The organism is Streptomyces sp. NPDC056480 (genome assembly GCF_042795405.1).
Taxonomy (GTDB): Bacteria; Actinomycetota; Actinomycetes; order Streptomycetales; family Streptomycetaceae; genus Streptomyces.
Genome location: NZ_JBHTSA010000118.1, coordinates 1 through 23,531 on the forward strand (window position 1 = coordinate 1; position 23,531 = coordinate 23,531).

At 71.9% G+C, this 23,531-nt stretch carries 22 protein-coding genes and 1 riboswitch; of the genes, 10 read left to right on the forward strand and 12 right to left on the reverse strand.

The annotated features are described in order from the left end of the window. Positions 1 to 57: 57 nt before the first annotated feature. The 4 genes from groL to thrC all read right to left on the reverse strand — a co-directional run bounded on the left by groL (position 58) and on the right by thrC (position 4,326). Positions 58 to 1,686 carry a chaperonin GroEL gene (gene groL, locus ACFQ79_RS33475; protein ID WP_189836124.1) on the reverse strand — a complete coding sequence of 543 codons (1,629 nt, stop codon included), beginning with the start codon at positions 1,684 to 1,686 and terminating at the stop codon, positions 58 to 60. 320 nt (positions 1,687 to 2,006) lie between these two features. Then, positions 2,007 to 2,210, reverse strand: a complete 204-nt coding sequence (locus tag ACFQ79_RS33480; protein WP_015035246.1) for a cold-shock protein — start codon at positions 2,208 to 2,210, stop codon at positions 2,007 to 2,009. A 515-nt stretch (positions 2,211 to 2,725) separates the two neighbouring features. Continuing rightward, the gene (locus tag ACFQ79_RS33485) at positions 2,726 to 3,001 is read right to left on the reverse strand and encodes a MoaD/ThiS family protein (RefSeq protein WP_189836125.1); all 276 of its coding nucleotides are present in this window, start codon (positions 2,999 to 3,001) and stop codon (positions 2,726 to 2,728) included. A 14-nt stretch (positions 3,002 to 3,015) separates the two neighbouring features. Further along, positions 3,016 to 4,326, reverse strand: a complete 1,311-nt coding sequence (gene thrC / locus ACFQ79_RS33490; RefSeq protein ID WP_383590456.1) for a threonine synthase — start codon at positions 4,324 to 4,326, stop codon at positions 3,016 to 3,018. After that, a riboswitch (SAM riboswitch) is annotated at positions 4,320 to 4,464 on the reverse strand. It overlaps the preceding gene by 7 nt. A 149-nt stretch (positions 4,465 to 4,613) precedes the next feature. Here thrC and ACFQ79_RS33495 point away from each other — a divergent pair. From ACFQ79_RS33495 to ACFQ79_RS33505, 3 genes are all read left to right on the forward strand, one after another. Next, on the forward strand, positions 4,614 to 5,555 hold the full coding sequence (locus tag ACFQ79_RS33495) for a glucosyl-3-phosphoglycerate synthase (protein WP_383590428.1): 942 nt from the start codon (positions 4,614 to 4,616) through the stop codon (positions 5,553 to 5,555). 77 nt (positions 5,556 to 5,632) lie between these two features. After that, entirely contained in the window at positions 5,633 to 7,456 is a 1,824-nt protein-coding gene (locus ACFQ79_RS33500; protein ID WP_383590430.1) for a hypothetical protein, read from the forward strand. A gap of 94 nt (positions 7,457 to 7,550) precedes the next feature. Then, positions 7,551 to 8,996, forward strand: coding sequence for a trehalose-6-phosphate synthase (locus ACFQ79_RS33505; RefSeq protein WP_383590432.1), 1,446 nt, complete (start codon positions 7,551 to 7,553; stop codon positions 8,994 to 8,996). Here the strand turns inward: ACFQ79_RS33505 and ACFQ79_RS33510 are convergent. After that, positions 8,993 to 9,403, reverse strand: a complete 411-nt coding sequence (locus tag ACFQ79_RS33510) for a winged helix-turn-helix transcriptional regulator (protein ID WP_383590434.1) — start codon at positions 9,401 to 9,403, stop codon at positions 8,993 to 8,995. The genes ACFQ79_RS33505 and ACFQ79_RS33510 overlap by 4 nt on opposite strands. A 98-nt stretch (positions 9,404 to 9,501) precedes the next feature. On the opposite strand from ACFQ79_RS33510, the gene ACFQ79_RS33515 reads away from it, so the two are divergent. Next, entirely contained in the window at positions 9,502 to 10,389 is an 888-nt protein-coding gene (locus tag ACFQ79_RS33515) for an NAD(P)-dependent oxidoreductase (protein ID WP_383590436.1), read from the forward strand. 16 nt (positions 10,390 to 10,405) lie between these two features. Here the strand turns inward: ACFQ79_RS33515 and otsB are convergent, their stop codons facing one another. The 3 genes from otsB to ACFQ79_RS33530 form a co-directional block, all read right to left on the reverse strand. Further along, positions 10,406 to 11,245 (reverse strand): trehalose-phosphatase, encoded by an 840-nt coding sequence (otsB, locus tag ACFQ79_RS33520; protein WP_383590438.1) that lies wholly within the window; start codon positions 11,243 to 11,245, stop codon positions 10,406 to 10,408. A 285-nt stretch (positions 11,246 to 11,530) separates the two neighbouring features. Then, entirely contained in the window at positions 11,531 to 11,794 is a 264-nt protein-coding gene (locus ACFQ79_RS33525; RefSeq protein ID WP_383590440.1) for a DUF3263 domain-containing protein, read from the reverse strand. 58 nt (positions 11,795 to 11,852) lie between these two features. Continuing rightward, complete coding sequence (locus ACFQ79_RS33530; protein ID WP_383590442.1) at positions 11,853 to 13,160, reverse strand: ABC transporter substrate-binding protein; 1,308 nt, start codon at positions 13,158 to 13,160, stop codon at positions 11,853 to 11,855. 196 nt (positions 13,161 to 13,356) lie between these two features. On the opposite strand from ACFQ79_RS33530, the gene ACFQ79_RS33535 reads away from it, so the two are divergent. The 3 genes from ACFQ79_RS33535 to ACFQ79_RS33545 all read left to right on the forward strand — a co-directional run bounded on the left by ACFQ79_RS33535 (position 13,357) and on the right by ACFQ79_RS33545 (position 16,521). Beyond that, positions 13,357 to 14,316 carry an ROK family protein gene (locus ACFQ79_RS33535; RefSeq protein ID WP_073911562.1) on the forward strand — a complete coding sequence of 320 codons (960 nt, stop codon included), beginning with the start codon at positions 13,357 to 13,359 and terminating at the stop codon, positions 14,314 to 14,316. Beyond that, on the forward strand, positions 14,316 to 15,458 hold the full coding sequence (gene nagA / locus ACFQ79_RS33540) for an N-acetylglucosamine-6-phosphate deacetylase (RefSeq protein ID WP_383590444.1): 1,143 nt from the start codon (positions 14,316 to 14,318) through the stop codon (positions 15,456 to 15,458). The genes ACFQ79_RS33535 and nagA overlap by 1 nt, the downstream gene beginning before the upstream one ends. A 136-nt stretch (positions 15,459 to 15,594) precedes the next feature. Next, positions 15,595 to 16,521, forward strand: a complete 927-nt coding sequence (locus ACFQ79_RS33545; protein WP_383590446.1) for a 1-phosphofructokinase family hexose kinase — start codon at positions 15,595 to 15,597, stop codon at positions 16,519 to 16,521. Between the two features lie 22 nt (positions 16,522 to 16,543). Here the strand turns inward: ACFQ79_RS33545 and ACFQ79_RS33550 are convergent, their stop codons facing one another. Together ACFQ79_RS33550 and cdgB are read right to left on the reverse strand one after the other, a co-directional pair. Next, positions 16,544 to 17,524: a CBM35 domain-containing protein gene (locus ACFQ79_RS33550; protein ID WP_383590447.1), complete on the reverse strand. Its 981-nt coding sequence runs from the start codon at positions 17,522 to 17,524 to the stop codon at positions 16,544 to 16,546. Positions 17,525 to 17,619: 95 nt separating this feature from the next. After that, positions 17,620 to 19,446 (reverse strand): diguanylate cyclase CdgB, encoded by a 1,827-nt coding sequence (gene cdgB / locus ACFQ79_RS33555; protein WP_383590449.1) that lies wholly within the window; start codon positions 19,444 to 19,446, stop codon positions 17,620 to 17,622. Positions 19,447 to 19,743: 297 nt separating this feature from the next. Between cdgB and ACFQ79_RS33560 the strand changes: the two genes are divergently transcribed. After that, positions 19,744 to 20,307 carry a flavin reductase family protein gene (locus ACFQ79_RS33560; protein ID WP_383590450.1) on the forward strand — a complete coding sequence of 188 codons (564 nt, stop codon included), beginning with the start codon at positions 19,744 to 19,746 and terminating at the stop codon, positions 20,305 to 20,307. A 29-nt stretch (positions 20,308 to 20,336) separates the two neighbouring features. Here ACFQ79_RS33560 and arfB read toward each other — a convergent pair whose 3' ends face one another. Beyond that, positions 20,337 to 20,774 carry an alternative ribosome rescue aminoacyl-tRNA hydrolase ArfB gene (gene arfB / locus ACFQ79_RS33565; RefSeq protein ID WP_231072897.1) on the reverse strand — a complete coding sequence of 146 codons (438 nt, stop codon included), beginning with the start codon at positions 20,772 to 20,774 and terminating at the stop codon, positions 20,337 to 20,339. Between the two features lie 115 nt (positions 20,775 to 20,889). Between arfB and ACFQ79_RS33570 the strand changes: the two genes are divergently transcribed. Further along, entirely contained in the window at positions 20,890 to 21,465 is a 576-nt protein-coding gene (locus ACFQ79_RS33570; protein WP_017238251.1) for a TerD family protein, read from the forward strand. A 65-nt stretch (positions 21,466 to 21,530) separates the two neighbouring features. After that, complete coding sequence (locus tag ACFQ79_RS33575; RefSeq protein WP_383590453.1) at positions 21,531 to 22,055, forward strand: GNAT family N-acetyltransferase; 525 nt, start codon at positions 21,531 to 21,533, stop codon at positions 22,053 to 22,055. A 4-nt stretch (positions 22,056 to 22,059) separates the two neighbouring features. Here the strand turns inward: ACFQ79_RS33575 and ACFQ79_RS33580 are convergent, their stop codons facing one another. Further along, positions 22,060 to 23,490, reverse strand: a complete 1,431-nt coding sequence (locus ACFQ79_RS33580) for a M1 family metallopeptidase (RefSeq protein ID WP_383590455.1) — start codon at positions 23,488 to 23,490, stop codon at positions 22,060 to 22,062. Between the last annotated feature and the right edge of the window lie 41 nt (positions 23,491 to 23,531).

The following is a 23,531-nucleotide window of genomic DNA, read 5'->3' on the forward strand; positions in this document are numbered from 1 at the left end:
CCGCCAGGGGGTGCCGCCCTCGGGCGCGTTCAGCGATGAACCACCGATCCCGGAGGATCAGAAGTCCATGTCACCGCCCGGCATGCCGCCGCCGGCCGGCGCGGACGCCTTCTCCGGCTTGTCGGCGATGACGGCCTCGGTGGTGAGGAACAGCGCGGCGATCGACGCGGCGTTCTGCAGCGCGGAGCGCGTGACCTTCGCCGGGTCGATGATGCCCTCGGCGATGAGGTCGACGTACTCGTTGGTCGCGGCGTTCAGGCCGTGGCCGACGGGCAGGTTGCGGACCTTCTCCGCCACGACGCCGCCCTCGAGGCCGGCGTTGACCGCGATCTGCTTCAGCGGGGCCTCGAGGGCCAGCTTCACGATGTTCGCGCCCGTGGCCTCGTCACCCGCGAGGTCGGCCTCGAGCTTCTCGAAGACCGAGGAGGCCTGGAGCAGGGCCACGCCGCCGCCGGCGACGATGCCCTCCTCGACGGCCGCCTTCGCGTTGCGAACGGCGTCCTCGATGCGGTGCTTGCGCTCCTTGAGCTCGACCTCGGTCGCGGCACCGGCCTTGATGACCGCAACACCGCCGGCGAGCTTCGCCAGGCGCTCCTGCAGCTTCTCGCGGTCGTAGTCCGAGTCGCTGTTCTCGATCTCGGCGCGGATCTGGTTCACGCGACCGGCGACCTGCTCGCTGTCACCGGCACCGTCGACGATGGTGGTCTCGTCCTTGGTGATGACGACCTTGCGGGCGCGGCCCAGCAGGTCGAGGCCCGCGTTCTCCAGCTTCAGGCCGACCTCCTCGGAGATGACCGTGCCGCCGGTGAGGATGGCGATGTCGTTCAGCATCGCCTTGCGACGGTCGCCGAAGCCCGGGGCCTTGACCGCGACGGACTTGAAGGTGCCGCGGATCTTGTTGACGACCAGGGTCGACAGGGCCTCGCCCTCGACGTCCTCGGCGATGATCAGCAGGGGCTTGCCCGACTGCATGACCTTCTCCAGGAGCGGGAGCAGGTCCTTCACCGAAGAGATCTTGGAGTTGACGATCAGGAGGTACGGGTCGTCGAGCGACGACTCCATGCGCTCCATGTCGGTGGCGAAGTACGCCGAGATGTAGCCCTTGTCGAAGCGCATGCCCTCGGTGAGCTCCAGCTCCAGACCGAAGGTCTGGGACTCCTCGACGGTGATGACGCCTTCCTTGCCGACCTTGTCCATCGCCTCGGCGATGAGCTCGCCGATCTGGGTGTCGGCGGCGGAGATGGAGGCCGTGGAAGCGATCTGCTCCTTGGTCTCGACATCCTTCGCCTGCTCGAGCAGGGCGCCGGAGACGGCCTCGACGGCCTTCTCGATACCGCGCTTGAGGGCCATCGGGTTGGCACCGGCGGCCACGTTGCGCAGGCCCTCGCGGACGAGCGCCTGGGCGAGAACGGTGGCGGTGGTCGTACCGTCGCCGGCGACGTCGTCCGTCTTCTTGGCGACTTCCTTGACCAGCTCGGCGCCGATCTTCTCGTACGGGTCCTCGAGCTCGATCTCCTTGGCGATGGAGACACCATCGTTGGTGATCGTGGGGGCGCCCCACTTCTTCTCGAGGACGACGTTGCGACCCTTGGGGCCGAGGGTGACCTTGACGGCGTCAGCGAGCTGGTTCATGCCGCGCTCGAGACCGCGCCGGGCCTCCTCGTCGAACGCGATGATCTTGGCCATGTGAAGTGGTCCTCCCGGACATGGGGTGGATAACGCTCCAGGACCGCGCCGACGCCCGCGACGGACGGCCTCCGCAGCTCCGCGTGGTTCCTTGCCCCACCCGGCCGGCGGCCTCGTCTGCCCGATCCTCGTAGCACTCTCACCTTCCGAGTGCTAACGCCAATGATTAGCACTCGCCCTATGAGAGTGCAAGCGACTCTCGAGTTTCGGGAGGTGGACGGGGGGGCGTGCGGGGGCGCGGGGAACGCGCGAGGGGTCCGCATCCCCTCAGGGATGCGGACCCCTCGACGGCGTTGCGTCGGTGGCCGATCGCGCCGCGCTCAGACGGCGAGCTTGACCATGTCCGCCTGCGGACCCTTCTGGCCCTGCGAGATCTCGAACTCGACTCGCTGTCCCTCTTCGAGGCTGCGGTAGCCATCCATCTGGATCGCGCTGTAGTGGACGAAAACATCCGCACCACCGTCGACCGCGATGAAGCCGTAGCCCTTCTCCGCGTTGAACCACTTGACGGTGCCCTGAGCCATGCCTAACTCCCCTATTACTGGCCCTTGCGCGGGACCCGCACTTCGCGGAACCCGGGTCAGACCCTGCGCCGGAACGCGTCGACCGCGGCTGAATGTATCTGCCCAACTGCCCTCTGCAACAGGTCAATCGAGCGAGAATTCTGGGCGCCATGGAAAGGCGAATTGGGGAGATTCCCTTGGATGACCGGGCAAGTCGGGCCCGGCAAAGCGCGCAGAAGGTACACAACGCGCACACACTTTGGCTGCTTCTTGTCGTGCGGGGACGCATTCTCATATGCGTCTGGCATGAGCAGCGGAGGGGACTTCCCCAACTCTACCGCGCTCAACCATGCAGAATTGCCCCTTCCGCTTTATGGCGCGGAAGGGGCAATTAAGAAAGACGGGGACAACCGGTGGACCCGCGAAGGCTCAGCGGCCTCCGGCACTGTGCTCGACGGTCAGCCTCGGGCACTGTGCTCGATGGTCAGCCTCCGGCACTGTGCTGGAGGCTCAGCCTCCGGCACTGTGCTCGACGGTCAGCCTCCGGCGACGGCCGGGATGATCGAGACGCCGGCGCCGGCCGGGGTGGCCGTCTCCAGGCCCTGCTCGAAGCGCACGTCGTCGTCGTTCACGTAGACGTTGACGAAGCGGCGCAGCTTGCCCTGGTCGTCCAGGACGCGGGCGGCGATGCCCGTGTGGTTCTTCTCCAGGTCCGCGATGACCTCGGCGAGGGTCGTGCCCTCGGCCTGGACCTCGGACTGCCCGCCCGTGTAGGTGCGGAGGATGGTGGGGATGCGGACGTTCACGGCCATGTCTTCGTAACCTTTCAGAGGGCCAGGCCGGCGTCGCGGAACGCGTCCAGGCTCGGGCGGATGGTGACGGTCGCCTGAGAGGTGTCGGCCACCGCGTCCAGGGTCTTGAGTCCGTCGCCGGTGTTGAGGACGACGGTGGTGAGGTTCGGGTCGATCAGCCCGTTCTCGACGAGCTTCTTCGTGACGCCGACGGTCACGCCGCCCGCGGTCTCGGCGAAGATGCCCTCGGTCTGCGCGAGGAGCTTGATCGCGTCCACGACCTGCTCGTCGTTCACGTCCTCCACGGCGCCGCCGGTGCGGCGGGCGATGTCGAGGACGTACGGGCCGTCGGCCGGGTTGCCGATCGCGAGCGACTTGGCGATCGTGTTCGGCTTCTGGGGCCGTACGACGTCGTGGCCGGCCTTGAAGGCCACCGACACCGGGGAGCAGCCCTCGGCCTGCGCGCCGAAGATCTTGTACGGCTTGTCCTCGACGAGGCCCAGCTTGATGAGCTCCTGGAGACCCTTGTCGATCTTCGTGAGCTGGGAGCCGGAGGCGATCGGGATGACGAGCTGGTCGGGGATGACCCAGCCGAGCTGCTCGCAGATCTCGTACGCCAGCGTCTTGGAGCCCTCGCCGTAGTAGGGGCGGAGGTTGACGTTGACGAAGCCCCAGCCCTCGCCCAGCGGGTCGCCGATGAGCTCGGAGCAGAAGCGGTTGACGTCGTCGTAGTTGCCCTCGATGGCGACGAGGTCACCGCCGTAGACACCGGCCATGACGACCTTGCCCTGCTCCAGGTCGTGCGGGATGAACACGCAGGAGCGGAAGCCGGCGCGGGCGGCGGCGGCGCCGACGGCGCCGGCCAGGTTGCCGGTGGAGGAGCAGGAGAGGGTGGTGAAGCCGAAGGCGCGGGCGGCCTCGATGGCCTGGGCGACGACCCGGTCCTTGAAGGAGTGGGTCGGGTTGCCGGAGTCGTCCTTGACGAAGAGCCTGCCGGGGGCGACGCCGATCTCGCGGGCGAGGTTGTCGGCCTGGACGAGCTTGGTCCAGCCCGGGTTCAGGTTGGGCTTGTCGGCGACGTCGGCGGGGACGGGCAGCAGCGGGGCGTAGCGCCAGATGTTGGCGGGGCCGGCCTCGATCTGCTTGCGCAGTGCCTCGGGGTCACCGGTGGGGAGGTCGTACGCGACTTCGAGCGGTCCGAAACAGAGCTCGCAGGCGAAGATCGGGCCGAGCGGGAAGACTTCACCGCATTCGCGACAGGAGAGTCCGGACGCGGGTCCGAGGTCGACCGAAGTGGCGGGGGTAGCAGTCTGTACAGCCATGGAGGCGAGGCCCTTTCTCCTCATCTTTCCCATGACGAATTTTTCGCCATGAGACGGATTTGGCACCTTCCCTAGCCGGGAGCCTCGCTGGAGGACGAGTAACCGACTGGAGGGTTGCCGGGGCTTCAACGGGCCGTTTCCCTCTGCCCCTCTGGATGAGCGGTATTCGATTGTGAAGCGCGGTGAACTTTCGTTCCTGCGCTCCGGCGCGGGCGGCACCCCGACGTGCATCGGGCATCCGCGTTGTTCAAGACTGTAACCGAAGGCCCGGACGCTTGGACCGGCCGTCCGAACCGCGAGATGGAGATCACGTGCTGGAAGAGGTGGAGCGCTGGCTGGACCGGCGGTCCTGGTCCGTGGCGGACCGGCCGCTGGAGCGGATCCTCGCCGCGAAGCGGAACACGAAGGTCAGCGTCGTCCTGCCGGCGCTGAACGAGGAGGCGACGGTGGGTGACATCGTCACCGTGATCCGGCGCGAGCTCATGTCGGAGGCGGTGCCGCTCGTCGACGAGCTGGTGGTGATCGACTCGGGCTCCACGGACCGTACGGCGGAGGTGGCGGCGGCGGCCGGGGCCCGCGTGGTCGCGCGGGACGCGATACTCCCCCGGATACCGGCCGTGCCGGGCAAGGGCGAGGTCCTGTGGCGGTCGCTGATGGTGACCACCGGGGACGTCGTGTGCTTCATCGACGCGGACCTGCGGGACTTCTCGGCGGACTTCGTGTCGGGGATCGTGGGCCCGCTGCTCACCGACCCGGACGTGGACTTCGTGAAGGCGATGTACGACCGCCCGTTCGGGGACACTCCCGGTCAGGGGGGTCGGGTGACGGAGCTCGTGGCCCGCCCGCTCCTGAATCTGCACTGGCCGCAGCTGGCCGGTTTCGTACAGCCGCTGGGCGGCGAGTACGCGGCGCGCCGGTCCCTCCTCGAACGGCTGCCCTTCCCGGTCGGTTACGGGGTGGAGCTCGGCCTGCTCGTGGACGCGCTGCACACGGTGGGCCTCGACGCGCTCGCGCAGGTGGACGTGGGGGTGCGCAAGCACCGGCACCAGGACGGGCTGGCGCTGGGCCGGATGGCGGCGGCGATCTACCGGACGGCGCAGCTGCGGCTCTCGCGGGGGCATCTGGTGCGGCCCCGGCTGACGCAGTTCGAGCGGGGCGAGAAGGGCTTCGAGCCGCGGACGTACGCGGTGGACACGGAGGAGCGGCCGCCGATGGCGGAGATCGTGGAGTACGCGCGGCGCCGCGTGGCCTGACCGCGCGGCCCGACCGCGTGGCCTGACCGCGTGGCGTAACGCCCGATGATGATCTGTTTTGCCTACATTGCCCTTTTATGCGCTTCAGACAACATCACCTGGGCAGGGTGCTCGCGGCCGTCGTGGCCGTCGGACTGACGGCGGGCTCGCTGGCGTTCACCGCGGCGGGGCCGGCCTCGGCGGACGTGGTCGAGCCGTTCGGCAAGCGGTACGACGCATCGCTGTACGGCGACTTCACGACCGTCGGCAACACGGTCATGGGCTGTCCGACCGCCCCCGCCGACCTGGCCGCCCGCTGCGCCACCGCGGCGAGCGGCCAGGGCCCGGACGACAACAACACCTTCGTGATGCGGCGGATCGACGCCGGCGCCCTGGGGAGCGGCTACGGCTCCAGCACCGGCCGTGTGCGGATCCCGGCGGGCGCGGAGGTGGCGTACGCCCGGCTCTTCTGGGGCGGCAACGACGGCACGTACACGGGGCCGAACGGGGCGCGGCTGAAGCGCTGCGACATCTCCGGCGCCGATGTCGAGCGCTCGCCCGGCGACCCCACGACGACCGCCCCGGTGATGAGGGTCGGCACGGGCGCCCCGGCCCCGGTCTCGATCGACAGCATGGTCGCCGACCCGGCCGACACCGACGGCCCGCACTACTACACGGGCGAGTCGGACGTGACGGCCGCCTTCGCGGGCACCTCGGGGACGGACGCGCAGGTGGCCGTCGGCAACATCTGGGCGCCCGACGGGAAGGGCTGCGTGGCGGGCTGGTCGCTGACCGTCGTCCACAGGTTCCCGGGCCCCGACCCGGTCCGCGCGCCCGAGCGGCGGAACGTGTACGTGTACGGCGGGCACGTCCTCCAGCGCCCATCCTCCCCCGCGACCACCGTCACCGTGGACGGCTTCCGCCGGAGCGGCGGCACGGCGCGGGCCGGCGTCACCGCGTACGAGGGCGACCGGAACACCGCGGGCGACACCTTCCTCGTCGACGGCAGGAACGTCACCGGGGCCCGCACGGGCGACACCGACAACTTCTTCGTCGGCGAGGACGACGGTGCCGTCGCCCCCGACCCGGTCGACAACCTGAGCGTCGACGCGAAGGCCTTCGACATCCCCGACGGCGCCGTCCCGCAGGGGGCCACCTCGGCCGATCTGACCTTCTCGACGCGGGGCGACGCCTACGTGGCCTCCGCGCTGGCCTTCTCCGTCCCGGTCCCCGACCTGGAGATCACCCGGACGGCGAGCCCGCGCACGGTGAAGCCGGGCGACACGCTCACGTACACGATCACCGCGAAGAACGTCGGCGCGCTCGACCACCCGAACGCCAGGTTCGGCGACGACCTGACCGGGACCCTCGACGACGCCGACTACCGGGGCGACGTGCGGACGGACCTGGGCACGGTGACGTACAAGGCGTCGAGGATCGGGTACGAGGGGACCATCCCCGCCGGGAGGACGGCGACCGTCACCTACTCGGTGAAGATCAAGAACCCGCCGACCGGTGACGGACGGCTCCGCACCCGCGTGGAGGTCGAGACCCCCCGCTCCAACTGCGGAGCAGGCAGCGAGGACCCGGCCTGCGAAACGGCCCCGAGGCTCGAGAAGCCGAAGCCGGCCCCCAGGCCGACGCCGACCGCGGCCGATCCGACCCCGACGCCGGTGGACCCCACGCCCACCCCCGCGGATCCGACACGGGCCCCGGTCGAACCCCCGCCGACCCCCACCCCCGCCGAGCCCACCCCCGCACCCCCGGCCCCGGGACCGGGGCCGCACGGGAACGGCGGCGGCTCGATGGCCGAGACCGGCGGCAACGGCGAGCGGCTGTGGCTGCTGGGCGCCCTGGGCCTCGCTCTCGCGGCGACCGGCCTGGTCGCGAAGGCGGCGATGCGCGGCCGGCGCGAGAACTGACGGCCGTCCGGAGGTCCGGCCACCCTCCGTGGCCGGATCCACCCGTCTCGTATACGTACGTTTGAGCGTTTACCGGACGGGCTAGGTTCGCCCCATGGCATCTGTGCTCGTGGCATCCAACCGGGGACCCGTCTCGTACGTGCGCGGCGAGGACGGTGAGCTCGACGCCCGCAGGGGCGGCGGCGGCCTGGTGTCCGGGCTGAGCGCCGTCTCCTCGCAGGACAGCCTGTGGGTCTGCGCGGCGCTCGGCGAGGGCGACCGGGAGGCCGTCCGGCGCGGCATCGGCGAGCCGGGCGTCCGGATGCTGGACATCGACCCGGAGGTGTACGCCGACGCGTACAACGGCATCGCGAACTCGGTGCTGTGGTTCCTCCACCACCACCTGTACGACACCCCCCGCGAGCCCGTCTTCGACGCGGCGTTCCGCCGCCGCTGGGAGTCGTACCGCGCCTACAACCGCGCCTTCGCGGAGGCCCTGGCCGCCGAGGCGGACGACGGCGCTGCGGTCCTTGTGCAGGACTACCATCTGGCGCTCGTCCCCGGAATGCTGCGGGAGCTCCGTCCCGACCTGCGGATCGGGCACTTCACCCACACGCCGTGGGTGTCCTCCGAGTACCTGCGCATGGTGCCGGACGACATCGTCGAGGAGCTCCTGTGGGGCATGCTCGGCGCCGACGAGCTGGGCTTCCACACCTGGGGATGGGCGTCGTCGTTCATCGGCTGCTGCTCCCAGCGCGAGGACTCCACCGGAACGGCCCAGGGCGTCTGGCCGAGCGGCGACCCCTGGTACGGGGTGAAGTGGCGCCGCCACGGCGCCGGCAAGGGCCGCACCCGGGTCCGGGCCCACCCCCTGGGCGTCGACGGCGACGAGCTGCGGGCCCTGGCCCACCGCCCCCAGGTGGACGAGGCCCTCGCCCGGCTCCGTGCCGAGGTGGGCGAGCGCAGGACCATCGTCCGCGTCGACCGCACGGAGCTGTCGAAGAACATCCTGCGCGGGCTCCTCGCCTACCGGGAGCTGCTCACCGTCCATCCGGAGTGGCGCGACCGGGTGGTCCACCTGGCCTCGGCGTACCCCTCCCGGCAGGACCTGGAGTCGTACCGCTCGTACACGGCCTCGGTGACGGAACTGGCCGCCGAGATCAACGCGGAGTTCGGCACGGCGGACTGGCAGCCGGTGATCGTGTCCGTGGAGGACGACTTCACCCGCTCCCTCGCCGCGTACCGCCTCGCGGACGTGGCCCTGGTCAACCCGGTGCGCGACGGCATGAACCTGGTCGCGAAGGAGATACCGGTGGTCTCGGACGCGGGCTGCGTGCTCGTCCTGTCGACGGGCGCGGGCGCGTACAAGGAGCTGCGCGAGGACGTCCTCGCGGTGAACCCCTTCGACGTCTCGGAGACCGCCGACGCCCTCCACACGGCCCTGACGATGCCCCTGTCCGAACGCGCCGACCGTACGAAGCGCCTCGCGGCGACGGCGACGGCCCTGCCGCCGCAGCGCTGGTTCCTGAACCAGCTCGACGCGCTGCGGGAGGAGAGCTAGGAGGCGGCCCGCTCCGGGGACGCGGCCCGATCCGGGGATACGGCCCGGTCCGGGGACACGGCCCGCTCCCGGGAGGCGGCCCGATCCCGCCCCCACAGCGCCAGGGGGTCGAGGGCCTCGTTGAGACGGACGCCGTCCTTCGTGAGGCTGTACTCGACACGGGGCGGGACCTCCTCGTAGGAGGCGCGGTCCACGATGCCGTCCGCCTCGAGCTCCCGCAGATGGGAGGCGAGGACCTTCTCCGTGATGCCCGGGACGAGCCGGCGCAGCTCGCCGAAGCGGCAGTGCGGCCTCTGGTCCAGCGCCCACAGGATGAGCACCTTCCACTTGCCGCCGATGACCTCCATCGCGGCGTCGATCCCGCAGACGTGGCCGTCCTCGACTCCGGGCCGGTTCAGCGTCGCCATGTGCCCCACCCTTCTGACCTGTTCGCTCACCTCAGGGTAACCACCCACTTCCAAGTGGGTACTTGAGCAGGTCAGAGCCCCGGAGCAGCCTTGTGGGCATGACAGCGAACACACATCGGAAGACCCCCGTCACCCTCCTCGGCCTCGGTGCGATGGGCACCGCCCTGGCCCGCACCTGGCTCGCCGCCGGACATCCGCTCACCGTCTGGAACCGCACCCCGGCCCGCGCCGAGGCGCTCGCCGCCGAGGGTGCGAAGGTCGCGGACAGCGTCGCCGAGGCGGTCGCGGCGAGCACCCTCGTCGTCGTCTGCCTCCTCGACGACGCCTCGGTGGGGACGGCCCTGGACGGCGCCGATCTGACCGGCAGGGACCTGGTCAACCTGACCACCACGACCCCCGCCCAGGCCCGGGCCCGCGCCGCGTGGGCCGAGGAGCGCGGCGCCCGCTACCTGGACGGCGGCATCATGGCCGTCCCCCCGATGGTCGGGATCCCGGAGGCCGGGGGCTACGTCTTCTACAGCGGCTCGCGGGAGCTGTTCGAGCTCCACCGGGAGTCCCTCGCCGTGCCGGTCGGCACCGCCTACGTCGGCGAGGACGCGGGCTTCGCGGCCCTGCACGACGTGGCCCTGCTGAGCGCGATGTACGGGATGTTCGCGGGGGCCTCGCACGCCTTCGCCCTGATCCGCGGGGAGGACATCGACCCGGTCGCGTTCGCGCCGCTGCTCGGGGACTGGGTCAGGGCGATGGTCGGCCCGATGGTCGACGGAACCGCTCGCGGGCTGGCGAGCGGCGCGTACGACGACTCCGAATCCAACCTGGCGATGCAGGTGGCCGGCACCCCGACCTTCCTGACCACCGCCGAGGAGCAGGGCGTCAGCCCGGAGCTGATCCGGCCCTACTTCGAGCTGATGCGCCGCGGGCTCGCCGCGAGCGGCGCCGGGGAGGGGACGACCAGCCTGGTGGACCTGCTCGTACGCAAGGGCTGACGGGACCGGAACCGGCTCAGCCCTCCCGTACCGCCGCCGCCAGTGCCCCCAGGAACTCCACCACCCCCGGCGGGCCGGGCACCGCCAGGTCCCCGCGGTCGGCCAGCTCCGGGACCTCTGTAGAGCCGCTGCAGACCAGCAGGCCCGGGGTCCCGTCGGAGCGGAGCTTCTCGACGGCGGCGAAGGCGGGCAGATCGCCCAGGTCGTCGCCCGCGTAGAGCACGGACCCGGCGCCCACCTCCCGTACGTACTCCGCGAGCGCGACGCCCTTGTCCATGCCCGGCGGCCGCAGCTCCAGGACCATGCGGCCGGGTTCCAGGACGAGGCCGTGATGGGTGGCGAGGTCGCTCAGCGGGCCCTTGAGGGCCTCGAAGGCGCCCTCCGGGTCGAGGGCGCGGCGGGTGTGCACGGCGACCGCGCGGCCCTTCTCCTCGATCCAGACGCCCGGCCAGGCGCCTGCCCGGTCGAGGAAGCCGGGGAGCTCGGCGCGGACGGAGGCGACGCCCGGGTGGGGCGCGGCGGCCCGGACGGTGCCGGTGACGGCGTCCCAGCGTTCGGCGCCGTAGTGGCCGAGGACGACGAGGTGCTCCAGGCCGGGGACGCCGGCGAAGCCGCCGTACCGGACGGCGACCCCGGCGGGGCGGCCGGTCACGACGGCGACGGAGGCGACCTCGGGGGCGAGGGCGGCGAGCGCCTCGACGGCGCCGGGGTGGGCGCGGGCCCGTTCGGGGTCGGGGACGATCTCGGCGAGGGTGCCGTCGAAGTCGAGGGCGACGACGGCCTTCGCGGGCCGCGCGAGCAGCGCGGCCAGACCGTCGCGGCCGGCGGATGTGGTCGGGTGCGGGAGGCTGACCATGCTCCCGACCCTACCCACGCACGCCGCCCCCGTCAGGGCCACGAACAAGACGGCGCCCGGTAACCGGTTGGTACGGGCTTCACGGAGGCGCGACATCGCCCCCGTCCCGCCTTCGACGACGACCCGCCTCGGCGGAGCGACCGCCGGAAGCCTCCGGTGCCCGCCCGAAGGGTCCGGCGCACGCCCGAAGGGTCCGGCGCACGTCCGAAGCGACCCGGCCTCGGCCTCATCCGGCGTCGGCCCGATCCAGCCTCGGCCCCATCCCGCCCGGGTGGAGCCTGAGCCCTACCGCCTCTTCTGCTTCTCCTCCCGCACCCGCCGCAGCCGGTTCACCGTCACCGGGTCGTGGGCGAGGGCCCTGGGGTCGTCCAGGAGGGCGTTGAGCAGCTGGTAGTAGCGGGTCGGGGAGAGTCCGAGGGTCTCGCGGACCGCGCGCTCCTTGGCGCCCGGGCCCGGCCAGGAGCGGCGCTCGACGGCGAGGAGGGCCTGCTCGCGCTCACCGAGCCCGCCCTCGTCGCCGCTGTCCGCCGCTGCCCGCTCCTCGGTCATACGACCAACCTATTACCCGGCGCTCCTCGACGCCGTGGCCGCCCGGTCGCGCGAACTCCTACTCGGCGCTCTCCGCCGCCGTCGCCGCCCGTCCGATCGCCCCGAGGACCTCGGCGGGGACCCCGGCGGGGGCGACGGCCTTGCCGATGTTCTGCTTGACGTTCTCGCTGACCTTGGCCCAGGACGTCTTGCCGACCGGCGGGAGCTGGCTCTCCGGGAGCGTCTTGAGGAAGACGCGCAGGTTGGCGTGCTCGGGCTCGGTCTCCATGCGGGTGGAGGCGGTGACGGTGACCGGCAGGAGGTCGTTGTCGCCCGCGAACTTCAGGACGTTCTCGTCGGTGAAGACGAAGTTGAGGAAGTCCCCGATCTCCTTGCGGTGACCGTTCTGCTTGAAGCCCATGATCCAGTCGGCCACGCCCATGGCGGCCTCGGCCTGGCCGTCGGCGCCGGGGAGCGGGACCTGACCCACCTGGACGCCCTTCTTGGCGGCTTCCTTGAGCAGCGAGGGGTGGCCGTTGAGCATGCCGACCTCGCCGTTCGCGAAGGCGGCGAAGGCGGCCTTGCGGTTGAGCTTGCCGGGGGCGACGGGCCCGGTGAGGCCCTTGCCGACCAGGTTCTTCTTGAGCCAGTCGAAGGTCTTGATGTTGGCGTCGGAGTCGACCGCGTAGTGGTCGGTGCCGTCGGTCCAGCCACCGCCGCCGCTGAGCATCCACATCAGGGCCTCGGCCTGGGCCTCCTCGGGACCGAGGGGCAGCGCGAAGGGGGTGCGGACACCGTTGTCCTTCAGCTTCTCGGCGGCCCCGGCGAGCTCGTCCCAGGTGGTCGGGGCCTTGACGCCGGCCTCGTCGAAGAGGGCCTTGTTGTAGAACAGCGGCCGGGTGGAGGCGACGAACGGCAGCCCGTACTGGGTCCGCTTGTGCTCCCCCGCGTCGACGAGCGGCGCGAGGAAGTTGGACTGGACGGGTATGGAGAGCAGCTCGTCGGCGGCGTAGAGCTGGCCGGCGGCCGCGTAGTCGGCGTAGGCGCCGATCTGCGCGATGTCGGGGGCCTTGTCGGCCTTGACCATCTCGGCGACCTTGCGGTCGACGTCGTCCCAGGACTCGACCTGCACCTCGACCTTGACGCCGGGGTGGCCGGCCTCGAAGGCGGAGACGAGGTCGGCCCAGTACTTCTTGGTGGTGTCGCCGCCGGTGAGGTCGTAGTCGGCCGCGACCAGTCTCAGGGTCACGTCGCCGGAGTCGCCTCCGAGCGAGCCACAGCCGGAGACCGTGGCGGTCAGTCCGAGTGCGGCGACGGCCGCGGTCAATCCAAGGAATCGTCGCCGCTCCACGGCTTCATCCACCTTTTGCTCGTCGTTGAGCTGCATCGAGCCGCACGTTTGCTCTGCGCAGGGCCGTAAGTCTCTCGCGTGCGCGGGTATGAGGTCTACACCACTCGGGTATCACTTCCGCAACGCCACCGGGACGATGGGCCCCATGACGGGACCCGAATTTGTATCCGTACACAACAATCCTCGGCAGTGGACTAGACCTTTTGGGCCCCCGAGGGCCAAACTGTCACCCGTGAGACACGTCATCGCCCTGGATGTGGGCGGCACCGGCATGAAGGCCGCCCTCGTCGGGGCGGACGGCACCCTGCTCCACGAGGCCCGCCGCGCCACCGGACGCGACCGCGGCCCCGAGGCCGTCGTGGAGACCATCCTCGGCTTCGCCGCCGAGCTCCGCGCCCTCGGCCAGGAGCGGTACGGCGAGCCCGCGGCGGCCGCCGGAGTCGCCGTCCCCGGCATCGTCGACGCGGAGAACGGCATCGCCGTCTACGCCGCCAACCTCGGCTGGCACGACGTTCCCATGCGCGAACTCCTCAGCGGCAGACTCGACGGCATCCCCGTCGCCCTCGGCCACGACGTCCGCACCGGCGGCCTCGCCGAAGGCCGCATCGGCGCGGGCAACGGCGCCGACCGCTTCCTCTTCGTGCCCCTCGGCACCGGCATCGCCGGCGCCATCGGCATCGGCGACCGCATCGAGGCCGGCGCCCACGGCTACGCCGGCGAGATCGGCCACATCGTCGTCCGCCCCGGCGGCACCGTCTGCGGCTGCGGCCAGCGCGGCTGCCTCGAGCGGTACGCCTCCGCCTCCGCCGTCTCCCAGGCCTGGGCCGAGGCGAGCGGCGACCCGAAGGCCGACGCCGCCGACTGCGCCAAGGCCGTCGAGTCCGGCGACGCCGCCGCCCTCCGGATCTGGCAGGACGCCGTCGACGCCCTCGCGGACGGCCTGGTCACGGCCCTCACCCTGCTGGACCCCCGCACGCTCATCATCGGTGGCGGACTCGCCGAGGCCGGGGAAACCTTGTTCACACCACTTCGGGCCGCGGTGGAGGAGCGAGTCACGTTCCAGAAGCTGCCCGCCATCGTCCCGGCGGCCCTCGGGGACACCGCCGGATGCCTGGGCGCGGGCCTCCTCGCCTGGGACCTGCTCGCCGACCGGCGCCCCCAGCGCCCCACCGACTCGGAGGTTTCCGCCTGATGGCCGATCACCAGGTTCTCGCCGGCGCACACGTCGTGCTGCCCACCGGAATCGTCGAGAACGGACGCGTGATCGTCGAAGGCGACCGCATCGTCGGAAGCACCGCGGAGAACACCCCGGCCCTCGACCTGACCGGCCACTGGCTCGTCCCCGGCTTCGTCGACATGCACAACCACGGCGGCGGCGGCGCGTCCTTCACCTCCGGCAGCGTCGACGAGGTCCTCAAGGGCGTCCACACCCACCGGCTGCACGGCACGACCACCGTCGTCGCCTCCTTCGTCACCGGCGAGATGGACTTCCTCACCCAGCGGGCCGGGCTGCTCTCCGAGCTCGCCGAACAGGGCGAGATCGCCGGCCTCCACTTCGAGGGCCCCTTCATCTCCCCCTGCCGCAAGGGCGCCCACGACGAGACGCTGCTCCGCGACCCCGACCCGGCCGACGTCCGCAAGCTGATCGACGCCGCCCGCGGCCAGGCCAAGATGGTCACCCTCGCCACCGAACTGCCCGGCGGCATCGACTCCGTACGCCTGCTCGCCGAGCACGGCGTGATCGCCGCCATCGGCCACACCGACGCCAGCTACGAGCAGACCGTCGAGGCCATCGACGCCGGCGCCACCGTCGCCACCCACCTCTACAACGCGATGCCCGCCCTCGGCCACCGCGCGCCCGGCCCCATCGCCGCCCTCCTGGAGGACGAGCGGATCACCGTCGAGCTCATCAACGACGGCACCCACCTCCACCCCGCCGCCCTGGAGCTCGCCTTCCACCACGCGGGCCCCGAGCGCGTCGCCCTCATCACCGACGCCATGGACGCCGCCGGCTTCGGCGACGGCCGCTACATGCTCGGCCCCCTGGAGGTCGAGGTGAAGGACAGCGTCGCCCGCCTCGTCGAGGGCGGCTCCATCGCCGGCTCCACCCTCACCCTGGACCGCGCCTTCAAGCGCGCCGCCACCATCGACGGCCTCCCCGTCGAGTCGGTCGTCCAGGCGATCTCCGCCAACCCGGCCCGGCTGCTCGGCGTGTACGACCGCGTGGGCTCCCTCGAGCCCGGCAAGGACGCCGACATCGTGGTCCTGGACGCCGAGTTCAACCTCAGGGGCGTCATGCGCAAGGGCGAGTGGATCGTCGACCCGAAGGCCTGAGCACGCTTCTGATCAGGAGTCACACGGAAGGGCGGTGGGCCGGGGGTCTGGGCCAACCGCCTTTCGTTTGGCATGATCAGTGCCCGTCGGAGCGCGCGTTCCGCAGGACTTCACACGGAGTACGGGGGTTGGTCAGATGATTCTCACGGTCACCCTCAACACGGCGGTGGACCTGACCTACCGGGTCCCCGCCCTCACCCCGCACGCCTCACACCGCGTCACCCAGGTCATCGAACGCCCCGGCGGCAAGGGCCTCAACGTCGCCCGGGTGCTCGCCGCGCTCGGCCACGAGACCGTCGCCACCGGCTTCGCGGGCGGCGCCACCGGTGCCGTGCTCCGCGGGCAACTGGCCGCGACCCCGGTCCGCGACGAACTCGTCGAGACCGCGGGCCCCACCCGCCGTACCGTCGCGATCGTCGACACGGCGACCGGCGACACCACGCAGCTCAACGAGCCCGGCCCCACCGTCACCGCCGCCGAGTGGACCGTCTTCCGCACCCGCTTCACCGCGCTCCTCGACGGCGCCGCGGCGGTCGCCCTCTGCGGCAGCCTCCCGCCGGGCATCCACGTGGGGGCGTACGCGGAACTCGTCCGCCTCGCCCGTACGGCCGGAGTCCCCGTCCTCCTCGACACCAGCGGCGAACCCCTCCGGCGCGGCATCGCCGCCCGCCCGGACCTCGTCAAGCCCAACGCGGACGAACTCGCCCAGCTCACCGGCACCCGCGACCCGCTGCGCGCGACCCGCGAGGCCCGGGGCCGCGGCGCCCGTACGGTCGTCTCCTCGCTCGGCCCCGAGGGCCTGCTCGCCGCGACCCCGGAGGGCCTGTGGCGCGCGGCCCCGCCGGCGGCCGTGAAGGGCAACCCGACGGGCGCGGGCGACTCGGCCGTCGCCGGCCTGCTGTCGGGCCTGGTCGACGGCACCCCCTGGCCCGACCGCCTGTCCCGCGCGGTCGCCCTCTCGGCGGCGACGGTGCTCTCCCCGGTGGCCGGCGAGTTCGACCGAACGGCTTACGAGGAACTGCTGGCCCGGGTGAAGGTCACCGAGGAGCCGGACCGGCCGTGACGCACTGCCGGCCGAGAGCCGCCTAGGACTGCTTCGGCGGCCCGACCTCGAGCCAGTCGAGCAGCACGTCGCACTGATTGCCCGTCTCGCACGAGATCTTGATCTCGTTCTCGCCCTTCTGGAGGTCGACCGGCGCCCAGGTGGTCTGCCAGTTCTTCTCCAGGTTCGGGTCCGAGGAGTGGATGAAGTTCTTCAGGCCGAGGGGCGAGGAGTTCGGCTTGCCGTTCACCGTCAGGGTGGCGTTGGCGTCCACCGCGGGGATCGCGTAGCGCACGGTCAGGGAGTACTTCCCCTCCGTCGGCATCTTCGCCTTCCAGGTCACCGAGGAACCGACCTGGTTGAAGCCCGCGACGTACGTGCCGTTCGAGCCCTCGGCGCCCTTGACGTCCTTGGCCAGTCCCGCGCTGCCGCCCAGCTTCAGCGTCGCCGCGTCCTGCTTCGGGAGTTCGGCCGGGGTCTCGTCCGCGCTCGGCTCGGTGCTGGGGTCCTCCGACGGCTTCGCCGGCGCGGTCGCGGTGGTGCCGCCGGTGCCCGCCTGCTTGTCCTTGTCGTCGTCCTTGCCCGAGTTCGTGATCACCGCGGCCGCGATGCCCACCACGACGACCGCGACGACCGCGACCGCTCCGATGAGGATGCCCCGGGTGTTGGGGCCGCGACCGGAGCCGCCACCGTGGTGGTGCTGCGGCGGGGGGCCCTGCCGGGTCGGCGGGCCGCCGTAGGTCTCCGGGGCGGCGTACTGCGCCTGCGGCTGACCGTAGGGGCCCTGCTGCTGCGGCGGTACGTAGGGCTGCGCGTGCTGCTGACCGCCGTACTGGCGCTCGCCGACCGTTCTGACCTGGTTGTACGAGGTCCGGGGCACGCCGGGCTGAGCCGCGGCGGGGCCGGGGTAGCCGTAGCCGCCCCCGCCCGGGGGCTGGGCGCCCGCGGCCTGACCGTCCTCGTACAGGTAGCCGAACGGGTCGTCGTTCTCGGGCTTGTTCGCGCCGTCGTTACCGGCAGCCATCCGGGTTCCTCTCCATGCTCGCCAGCCGTCGCCGACCGGCCGAGCCTACCCCGAACGGACCAGCCCCCGAAGCGGCCCCGGGCGTGTCAGGAGCCTCAGCCGGCGCGCCGGTGGACCTTGGCGCGGGAGCGTTTCTCCACGTACATCCGCTGGTCGGCGGAGTTCAGGACCTCTTCCACGGTCATCCCGCATTCGGCCCATCCGATGCCGAAACTCGCCCCGACCCGGACCGCCCGGCCGTCCACCCGGATCGGCGGAATGATCGCGTTGCGCAGACGTACGGCCAGGTCGGCGGCGTCGGCCGAGCCGAGGCCGTCGGCGAGGACGACGAACTCGTCACCGCCGAGCCGGGCGACCGTGTCACCGTCGCGGACCCCGGTGGTGAGCCGGCGCGCGACCTCGATGAGCACCGCGTCACCGGTGTGGTGCCCGAAGCGGTCGTTGATCGACTTGAAGCCGTCGAGGTCGCAGAAGAGGACGGCGAGGCCCTTGGTGCCGTCGTCGATGTCACCGCCCGAGGGGGCCACCATGTGGACGTGGTGGTCGTACGGGCCGACGCCGGCCGGCTCGAAACCGAAGCCGTGCTCGTGTTCGTGCTCGTACGGCGACTCGTAGCCCGAGTGACCCGGGCCACCCGCGCCGCCCGCGCCGGTGGAGTCGTATCCGGCGTGCGCGGGGTGGCCGGACTGATCGGCGTGCCCCTGGTCGTAGCCCGGCTCGTAGCCCGTCCCGTAACCGCCGTCCCGCCCCGACTCGTACCCCCCGCCGTACCCCGCGGCCTGGTCCGCCGAGACGTGCGCCGCCGGGCGCTCGCACAGCCGGGCGGAGAGGCGGGAGCGCAGCTCGGCGCTGTTGGGGAGGCCGGTGAGGGCGTCGTGCGAGGCGCGGTGGGCGAGCTGCAGCTCGTGCCGCTTGCGCTCCTCGATGTCCTCGACGTGGGTGAGGAGGAAACGGGGGCCGTCGGCCGCGTCGGCGACGACCGAGTTGCGCAGGGACACCCAAACGTACGTGCCGTCGCGCCGCCCGAGCCGCAGCTCGGCCCGGCCGCCCTCGGCGGAGGTCCGCAGCAGCGTCCCTATGTCCTCGGGGTGGACGAGGTCGGCGAAGGAGTAGCGCCGCATGGCGGCGGCGGGCCGGCCGAGCAGCCTGCACAGGGCGTCGTTCGTCCGCAGGAGCCGGCCGTGCTGGTCGCCGCCCATCTCGGCGATGGCCATGCCGGAGGGGGCGTACTCGAATGCCTGCCGGAAGGACTCCTCGCTGGCGCGGAGCGCCTGCTGCTCCCGCTCCAGGCGGACGAGGGCACGCTGCATGTTGGAGCGGAGCCGGGCGTTGCTGATGGCGATCGCCGACTGGGAGGCGTACATCTGGAGCGCCTCCTGACCCCAGGGGCCCGGATGCCGGCCGTTGCGCGGACGGTCGACGGATATGACGCCGAGGAGCTCGCGGCCGGAGCCGGGCGGGGGTCCCCCCGGGCGGGCGGAGCCGAGTCTGGGCGAGTACATGGGGGCGTAGAGACGGTCGTGCGGGTGCCACTCGTCCTCGAAGCGGGGCGCGGGGCCGTCGGTGTGCCACTGGGGGACGTCGTCCTCCATCAGCACCCAGCCCTCGGTGTGCGGGATGAACCGCAGGTCGCCCCAGGCGGTCGCCATGGACAGGCGGCGGTCCCAGGAGGCGCGGGAGCCGACCCGGCCGGTGATCAGGGCCTCGGCGGCGGAGCTTCCGGCGAAGGCGGCGACGACGAGGTCACCGTCGGGGCGTACGAGGTTGACGCAGGCAAGCTCGTAGTTGAGACCGGCGACCACACCGTCGGCGACGGTCTGCAGGGTGTCCGCCAGGCTGCGCGCAGTGTTGAGGTCCGCCACGACCTGATGCAGCTGCCGCAGGGTCGAGAGACGGACGTACGGCTCCGACTCGGTCTCCATCGCTCGCTCTCCCCGAGACCTCGACAGCAACTCCAGGGTTCTCATCGGCTTCGTGTTGCACAGTCACCGTTCGTATTGCACTGTCACTGCCACTGAATCACAGCGAGCTGCACACCCGGTACACAGGGTCAGCAAATACTGGCTGCTGTGACTCAAGTCACAGCAGGTCATGGCAGGTCGCCGCCGGTCCACGCGGATCCCACCCGCCGCGGGCCCCGGGTCCTAGGACCGGCGGGGGTGGCGGCCTGGTCCCCGGGCCCGATGCGACCCCCGAACGGCCGGGACTAGCGTGCGAACGTGCTGCAGACGACCCCGACCTCGCCCCCCGTGTCCGATCTGGCCATCCCTCATGCTGAGGGGGTGAGCAACGACGAGTTCCGGGCGGCGATGTCCCGCCTCGCGGCCGGTGTGGTCCTGGTGACCGCGCACGACCCCGACGACGGCCCGCGCGGCGAGGACGTCGGCATGACCGCCACCGCCTTCGTGTCGGTCTCCCTCGACCCGCCCCTGGTCCTGGTCAGCCTCCGCAACGGCTCCCGCATGGACGACCTGCTCGCCGACGTGCCCGTCTGGGCGGTGTCGATCCTCGGTGAGGACCAGCGGCACATCGCCGGGCGCTTCGCCATGAAGAACCGCGTCAGCGACCGGCTCCTCTTCGCCGACCTGCCGTACACCCGCGGCGAGCAGAGCGGCGCCCCGCTCATGGGCGGCGCGCTCGCGACCCTGGAGTGCCGCACGGAGAGCCGGGTCGTGGCCGGCGACCACACGCTCGTGGTGGGCCGGGTCCTGACGGTGGACGCCGGGGCGGCGGGCGGCGGACCGCTGACGTACTACCAGGGGAAGTACCGCAGCCTGTCCTGAACCGGGACCCACGGCGGTACGGGGCCGGCTCAGCCCCAGTCGCGGGACTGACGTGTCCGCTTCGTCTCCGAGCGCTGCTTCTTCTCCCGCAGCCGCCGCTCGTTGATGCCGCGGGGGATCTTCGTCGGACGGCGGGGCTTCGGCGGCGGGGCCGTCGCCTCGGCGAGCAGCGCGGCGAGCCGCACCGCCGCCGTCTCGCGGTTGCGCCACTGGGAGCGGTGCTCCGAGGCGCGGACCGTCACGACGCCGTTCACCAGACGGGTGGCGAGGCGCTCCAGGGCGCGGGCCTTCCACACCTCCGGCAGCGCGTCGGTGGCCGCGAGGTCGAAGCGCAGCTCAACCTGGGAGTCGCTGGTGTTCACATGCTGACCGCCCGGGCCCGAGGAACGCGAGAAACGCCACTGGAGCTCGGCCTCGGGGAGCGAGACGGAGCCGCGGATGGGATACGGACCGGACATGCCCTCCATGTTCCCCGCAGGGGGCCATCGGAGTCATCCTGTTTTCGCCGGGAGCGCGCCGGGAACCGTCCGGGGGCACCACGCGTTTCACCAGGCGAAGACACCACGATGAAAGGGACTTTCCATGGCTGTGAGCCTGTCCAAGGGCGGCAACGTCTCTCTGACCAAGGAGGCCCCGGGCCTCGCCGCTGTCACCGTGGGCCTCGGCTGGGACGTCCGCACCACCACCGGTACCGACTTCGACCTCGACGCCTCGGCGATCGGCGTGGACGCCGCCGGCAAGGTCGCCTCCGACGCCCACTTCGTCTTCTTCAACAACAAGTCGACGCCGGACCAGACCATCGTCCACACCGGTGACAACCGCACCGGCGAGGGCGGCGGCGACGACGAGCAGATCAACGTCAACCTCGCGGCCCTCCCGCCGAACGTCGACAAGATCGTCTTCCCGGTCTCCATCTACGACGCGGTCAACCGCTCGCAGAACTTCGGCCAGGTGCGCAACGCCTACATCCGCATCGTGAACCAGGCCGGCGGCGCCGAGCTCGCCCGCTACGACCTCTCCGAGGACGCCGCCGTCGAGACCGCCATGGTCTTCGGCGAGCTGTACCGCAACGGCGCCGAGTGGAAGTTCCGCGCGGTCGGCCAGGGCTACGCCTCGGGCCTCGAGGGCATCGCCCGCGACTTCGGCGTCAACCTCTGACCGACGCCCCCGCAGCACCCCTGAGCCCCGGCCGGGTTTCCCCGCCGGGGCTTTACCCTTGCCGCGTGATCGTCGAAGCCCTCGCGCCCAAGGCCCTGGAGGACGGTGCGGCCCTGCCCGGCCCGCTGCTCACCGAACTCACCGCGCTGTACGCCTCGAACGAGGAGTTCCAGCAGCTGAGCGGCGACTTCCCCGACCCGTCCGACATCCGGCCCGAGCAGGTCGCGGCCGCCCTCGCGGACGAACTCGCGCAGCCCACCGCCGAGGTCCTGCTCGCCCGCTCCGAGGGCCGGCTCGTCGCCGTCGCCGTCACCCTCGGCCGCCACCCCGACCCGGCGGAACCCGAACCGTGGCTCGGACTCCTCATGGTCCACGGGGACGAACGGCGCGCGGGCCACGGCCGCCGGCTCGCCGCGTACGTCGAGGACCGCTTCCGCGCCGAGGGCCGTACGGGCCTGCGGCTCGCCGTCCTGGAGAACAACCCGAAGGCCCTGGCCTTCTGGACCTCCCTCGGCTACGAGGAGACCGACCGCCGCCCGGACCTCGCCCACGGCCGCGCGTGCGTGGTCATGCGGAAGCCCCTGACCTGAACCGCTAAGGCTTCGCCGGCTTGCCGTCGCCGTACAGCCAGACGTCCCACAGCTCGTCCAGATCGCGGCCGGCCACGCTCTCCGCGTAGGCGGTGAAGTCGTCCGTGGAGGCGTTGGCGTGACGGTACTTCGCGGGCCAGCCGCGCAGGATCTCGTCGAAGGTCTCGTCCCCGACCGTCTCGCGGAGCTTGTGCAGGACCATCGCGCCCCGCTGGTACACGGGCGGGTCGAAGAGGTTCTCGGCGGTGGGCGGGGCGGCCGGCGGGAAGGCCCAGTTGGCCTCCTGGGCGAAGGCCCGCTCGAAGTGCGTCCGCGCGGGCACGTGCTCGTACTCCTCCGTGTACAGCCACTCGGCGTACGTCGCGAAGCCCTCGTTCAGCCACAGGTCCCGCCAGGTCGCGGGCGACACCGAGTTCCCGAACCACTGGTGGGCCAGCTCGTGGACCAGGGTCGTCCGGTCGAAGGCGGCGGCCGGGAAGACGGGCCGCGTCTGGGTCTCCAGGGCGTAGCCCAGCGTCCCGTCCTCGGTGACGATCGCACCGGCCGTGGAGAAGGGGTACGGGCCGAAGCGCCGGGCCTGGCGGGCGATGATCTCGGGGATCTCGCCCCGCAGGGGGGCGGTCGCGGCGGCGATCGGGCGTTCGGCGGCCGTGAGCACGGGGACGGTGCCGGAGCCGGGTGCGGCGGTCGCCGTCTCGTAGCGGCCGATCGCGACCGTCGCGAGATAGCTCGCCATCGGCTCGGCCGCGTGCCACTCGGTCGTCACCCGGCCGTCCGCAGCCGTCCGGCGGGCCGTCCTGACTCCGTTGGAGATCCCTTCGAGCCCGGCCGGGACGGTGAGCGTCAGCTCGTACGCGGCCTTGTCGGAGGGGTGGTGGTTGCCCGGGAACCAGGTCATCGAGCCCGCCGGTTCGCCCACCGCCACGGCACCGTCGTCGGTGCGCAGCCAGCCCTCCTGGGAGCCGTCCGCGTCCGTGACCGGTTCGGGCACGCCCCCGTAGGTGACGGTCGTCCGGAACTCCGCGCCCTCGCGGATCTCCTCGCGCGGCCGGAGCGTCAGCTCGTTCCCGGCCCGGTTGACCGCGGCGGGCTCACCGTCGACGGACGCCTCCTCGACGGTGAGCCCGGCGAGGTCGAGGTTGAAGGCGCTGAGGTCCTGGGTGGCGCGGGCGGTGATCACGGCGGTGCCGTCGAGCCGCCCGGTCCCCGGGTCGTACGCGAGGGTGAGGGCGTAGTGGCCGACGTCGTAGCCGCCGTTGCCGAGCTTCGGGAAGTACGGGTCGCGCAGCCCGGCGGCCCCGGGGGTCCCCCGGACGCCGCCGGTGGCCTCCGTACAGCCGCCCACGAGGAGTGCGAGGGCGGTGAGGGCGGCGGCGAGGCCGCCCGCGGCTGCTCCGGTCCGGTGGTGCCGGTCCGTCCGGTTGCGCTGGGTCACGTATCGATCCTAAGCAGGGTCGACACGGAAGAAGGCGACGG

What these genes read in the sequence shown, in the direction of transcription:
- otsB (WP_383590438.1), bottom strand. Translation starts at nt 11,245, where the DNA reads ATGGTCAGCCTCCCGCACCCGACCACATCCGCCGGCCGCGACGGTCTG.
- ACFQ79_RS33480 (WP_015035246.1), bottom strand. Translation starts at nt 2,210, where the DNA reads ATGGCTCAGGGCACCGTCAAGTGGTTCAACGCGGAGAAGGGCTACGGC.
- cdgB (WP_383590449.1), bottom strand. Translation starts at nt 19,446, where the DNA reads ATGGAGACCGAGTCGGAGCCGTACGTCCGTCTCTCGACCCTGCGGCAG.
- ACFQ79_RS33530 (WP_383590442.1), bottom strand. Translation starts at nt 13,160, where the DNA reads ATGCAGCTCAACGACGAGCAAAAGGTGGATGAAGCCGTGGAGCGGCGA.
- ACFQ79_RS33510 (WP_383590434.1), bottom strand. Translation starts at nt 9,403, where the DNA reads ATGGCGACGCTGAACCGGCCCGGAGTCGAGGACGGCCACGTCTGCGGG.
- ACFQ79_RS33515 (WP_383590436.1), top strand. Translation starts at nt 9,502, where the DNA reads ATGACAGCGAACACACATCGGAAGACCCCCGTCACCCTCCTCGGCCTC.
- nagA (WP_383590444.1), top strand. Translation starts at nt 14,316, where the DNA reads ATGGCCGATCACCAGGTTCTCGCCGGCGCACACGTCGTGCTGCCCACC.
- thrC (WP_383590456.1), bottom strand. Translation starts at nt 4,326, where the DNA reads ATGAGGAGAAAGGGCCTCGCCTCCATGGCTGTACAGACTGCTACCCCC.
- ACFQ79_RS33485 (WP_189836125.1), bottom strand. Translation starts at nt 3,001, where the DNA reads ATGGCCGTGAACGTCCGCATCCCCACCATCCTCCGCACCTACACGGGC.
- ACFQ79_RS33505 (WP_383590432.1), top strand. Translation starts at nt 7,551, where the DNA reads ATGGCATCTGTGCTCGTGGCATCCAACCGGGGACCCGTCTCGTACGTG.
- ACFQ79_RS33550 (WP_383590447.1), bottom strand. Translation starts at nt 17,524, where the DNA reads ATGGCTGCCGGTAACGACGGCGCGAACAAGCCCGAGAACGACGACCCG.
- ACFQ79_RS33570 (WP_017238251.1), top strand. Translation starts at nt 20,890, where the DNA reads ATGGCTGTGAGCCTGTCCAAGGGCGGCAACGTCTCTCTGACCAAGGAG.
- groL (WP_189836124.1), bottom strand. Translation starts at nt 1,686, where the DNA reads ATGGCCAAGATCATCGCGTTCGACGAGGAGGCCCGGCGCGGTCTCGAG.
- arfB (WP_231072897.1), bottom strand. Translation starts at nt 20,774, where the DNA reads ATGGAGGGCATGTCCGGTCCGTATCCCATCCGCGGCTCCGTCTCGCTC.
- ACFQ79_RS33500 (WP_383590430.1), top strand. Translation starts at nt 5,633, where the DNA reads ATGCGCTTCAGACAACATCACCTGGGCAGGGTGCTCGCGGCCGTCGTG.
- ACFQ79_RS33525 (WP_383590440.1), bottom strand. Translation starts at nt 11,794, where the DNA reads ATGACCGAGGAGCGGGCAGCGGCGGACAGCGGCGACGAGGGCGGGCTC.
- ACFQ79_RS33545 (WP_383590446.1), top strand. Translation starts at nt 15,595, where the DNA reads ATGATTCTCACGGTCACCCTCAACACGGCGGTGGACCTGACCTACCGG.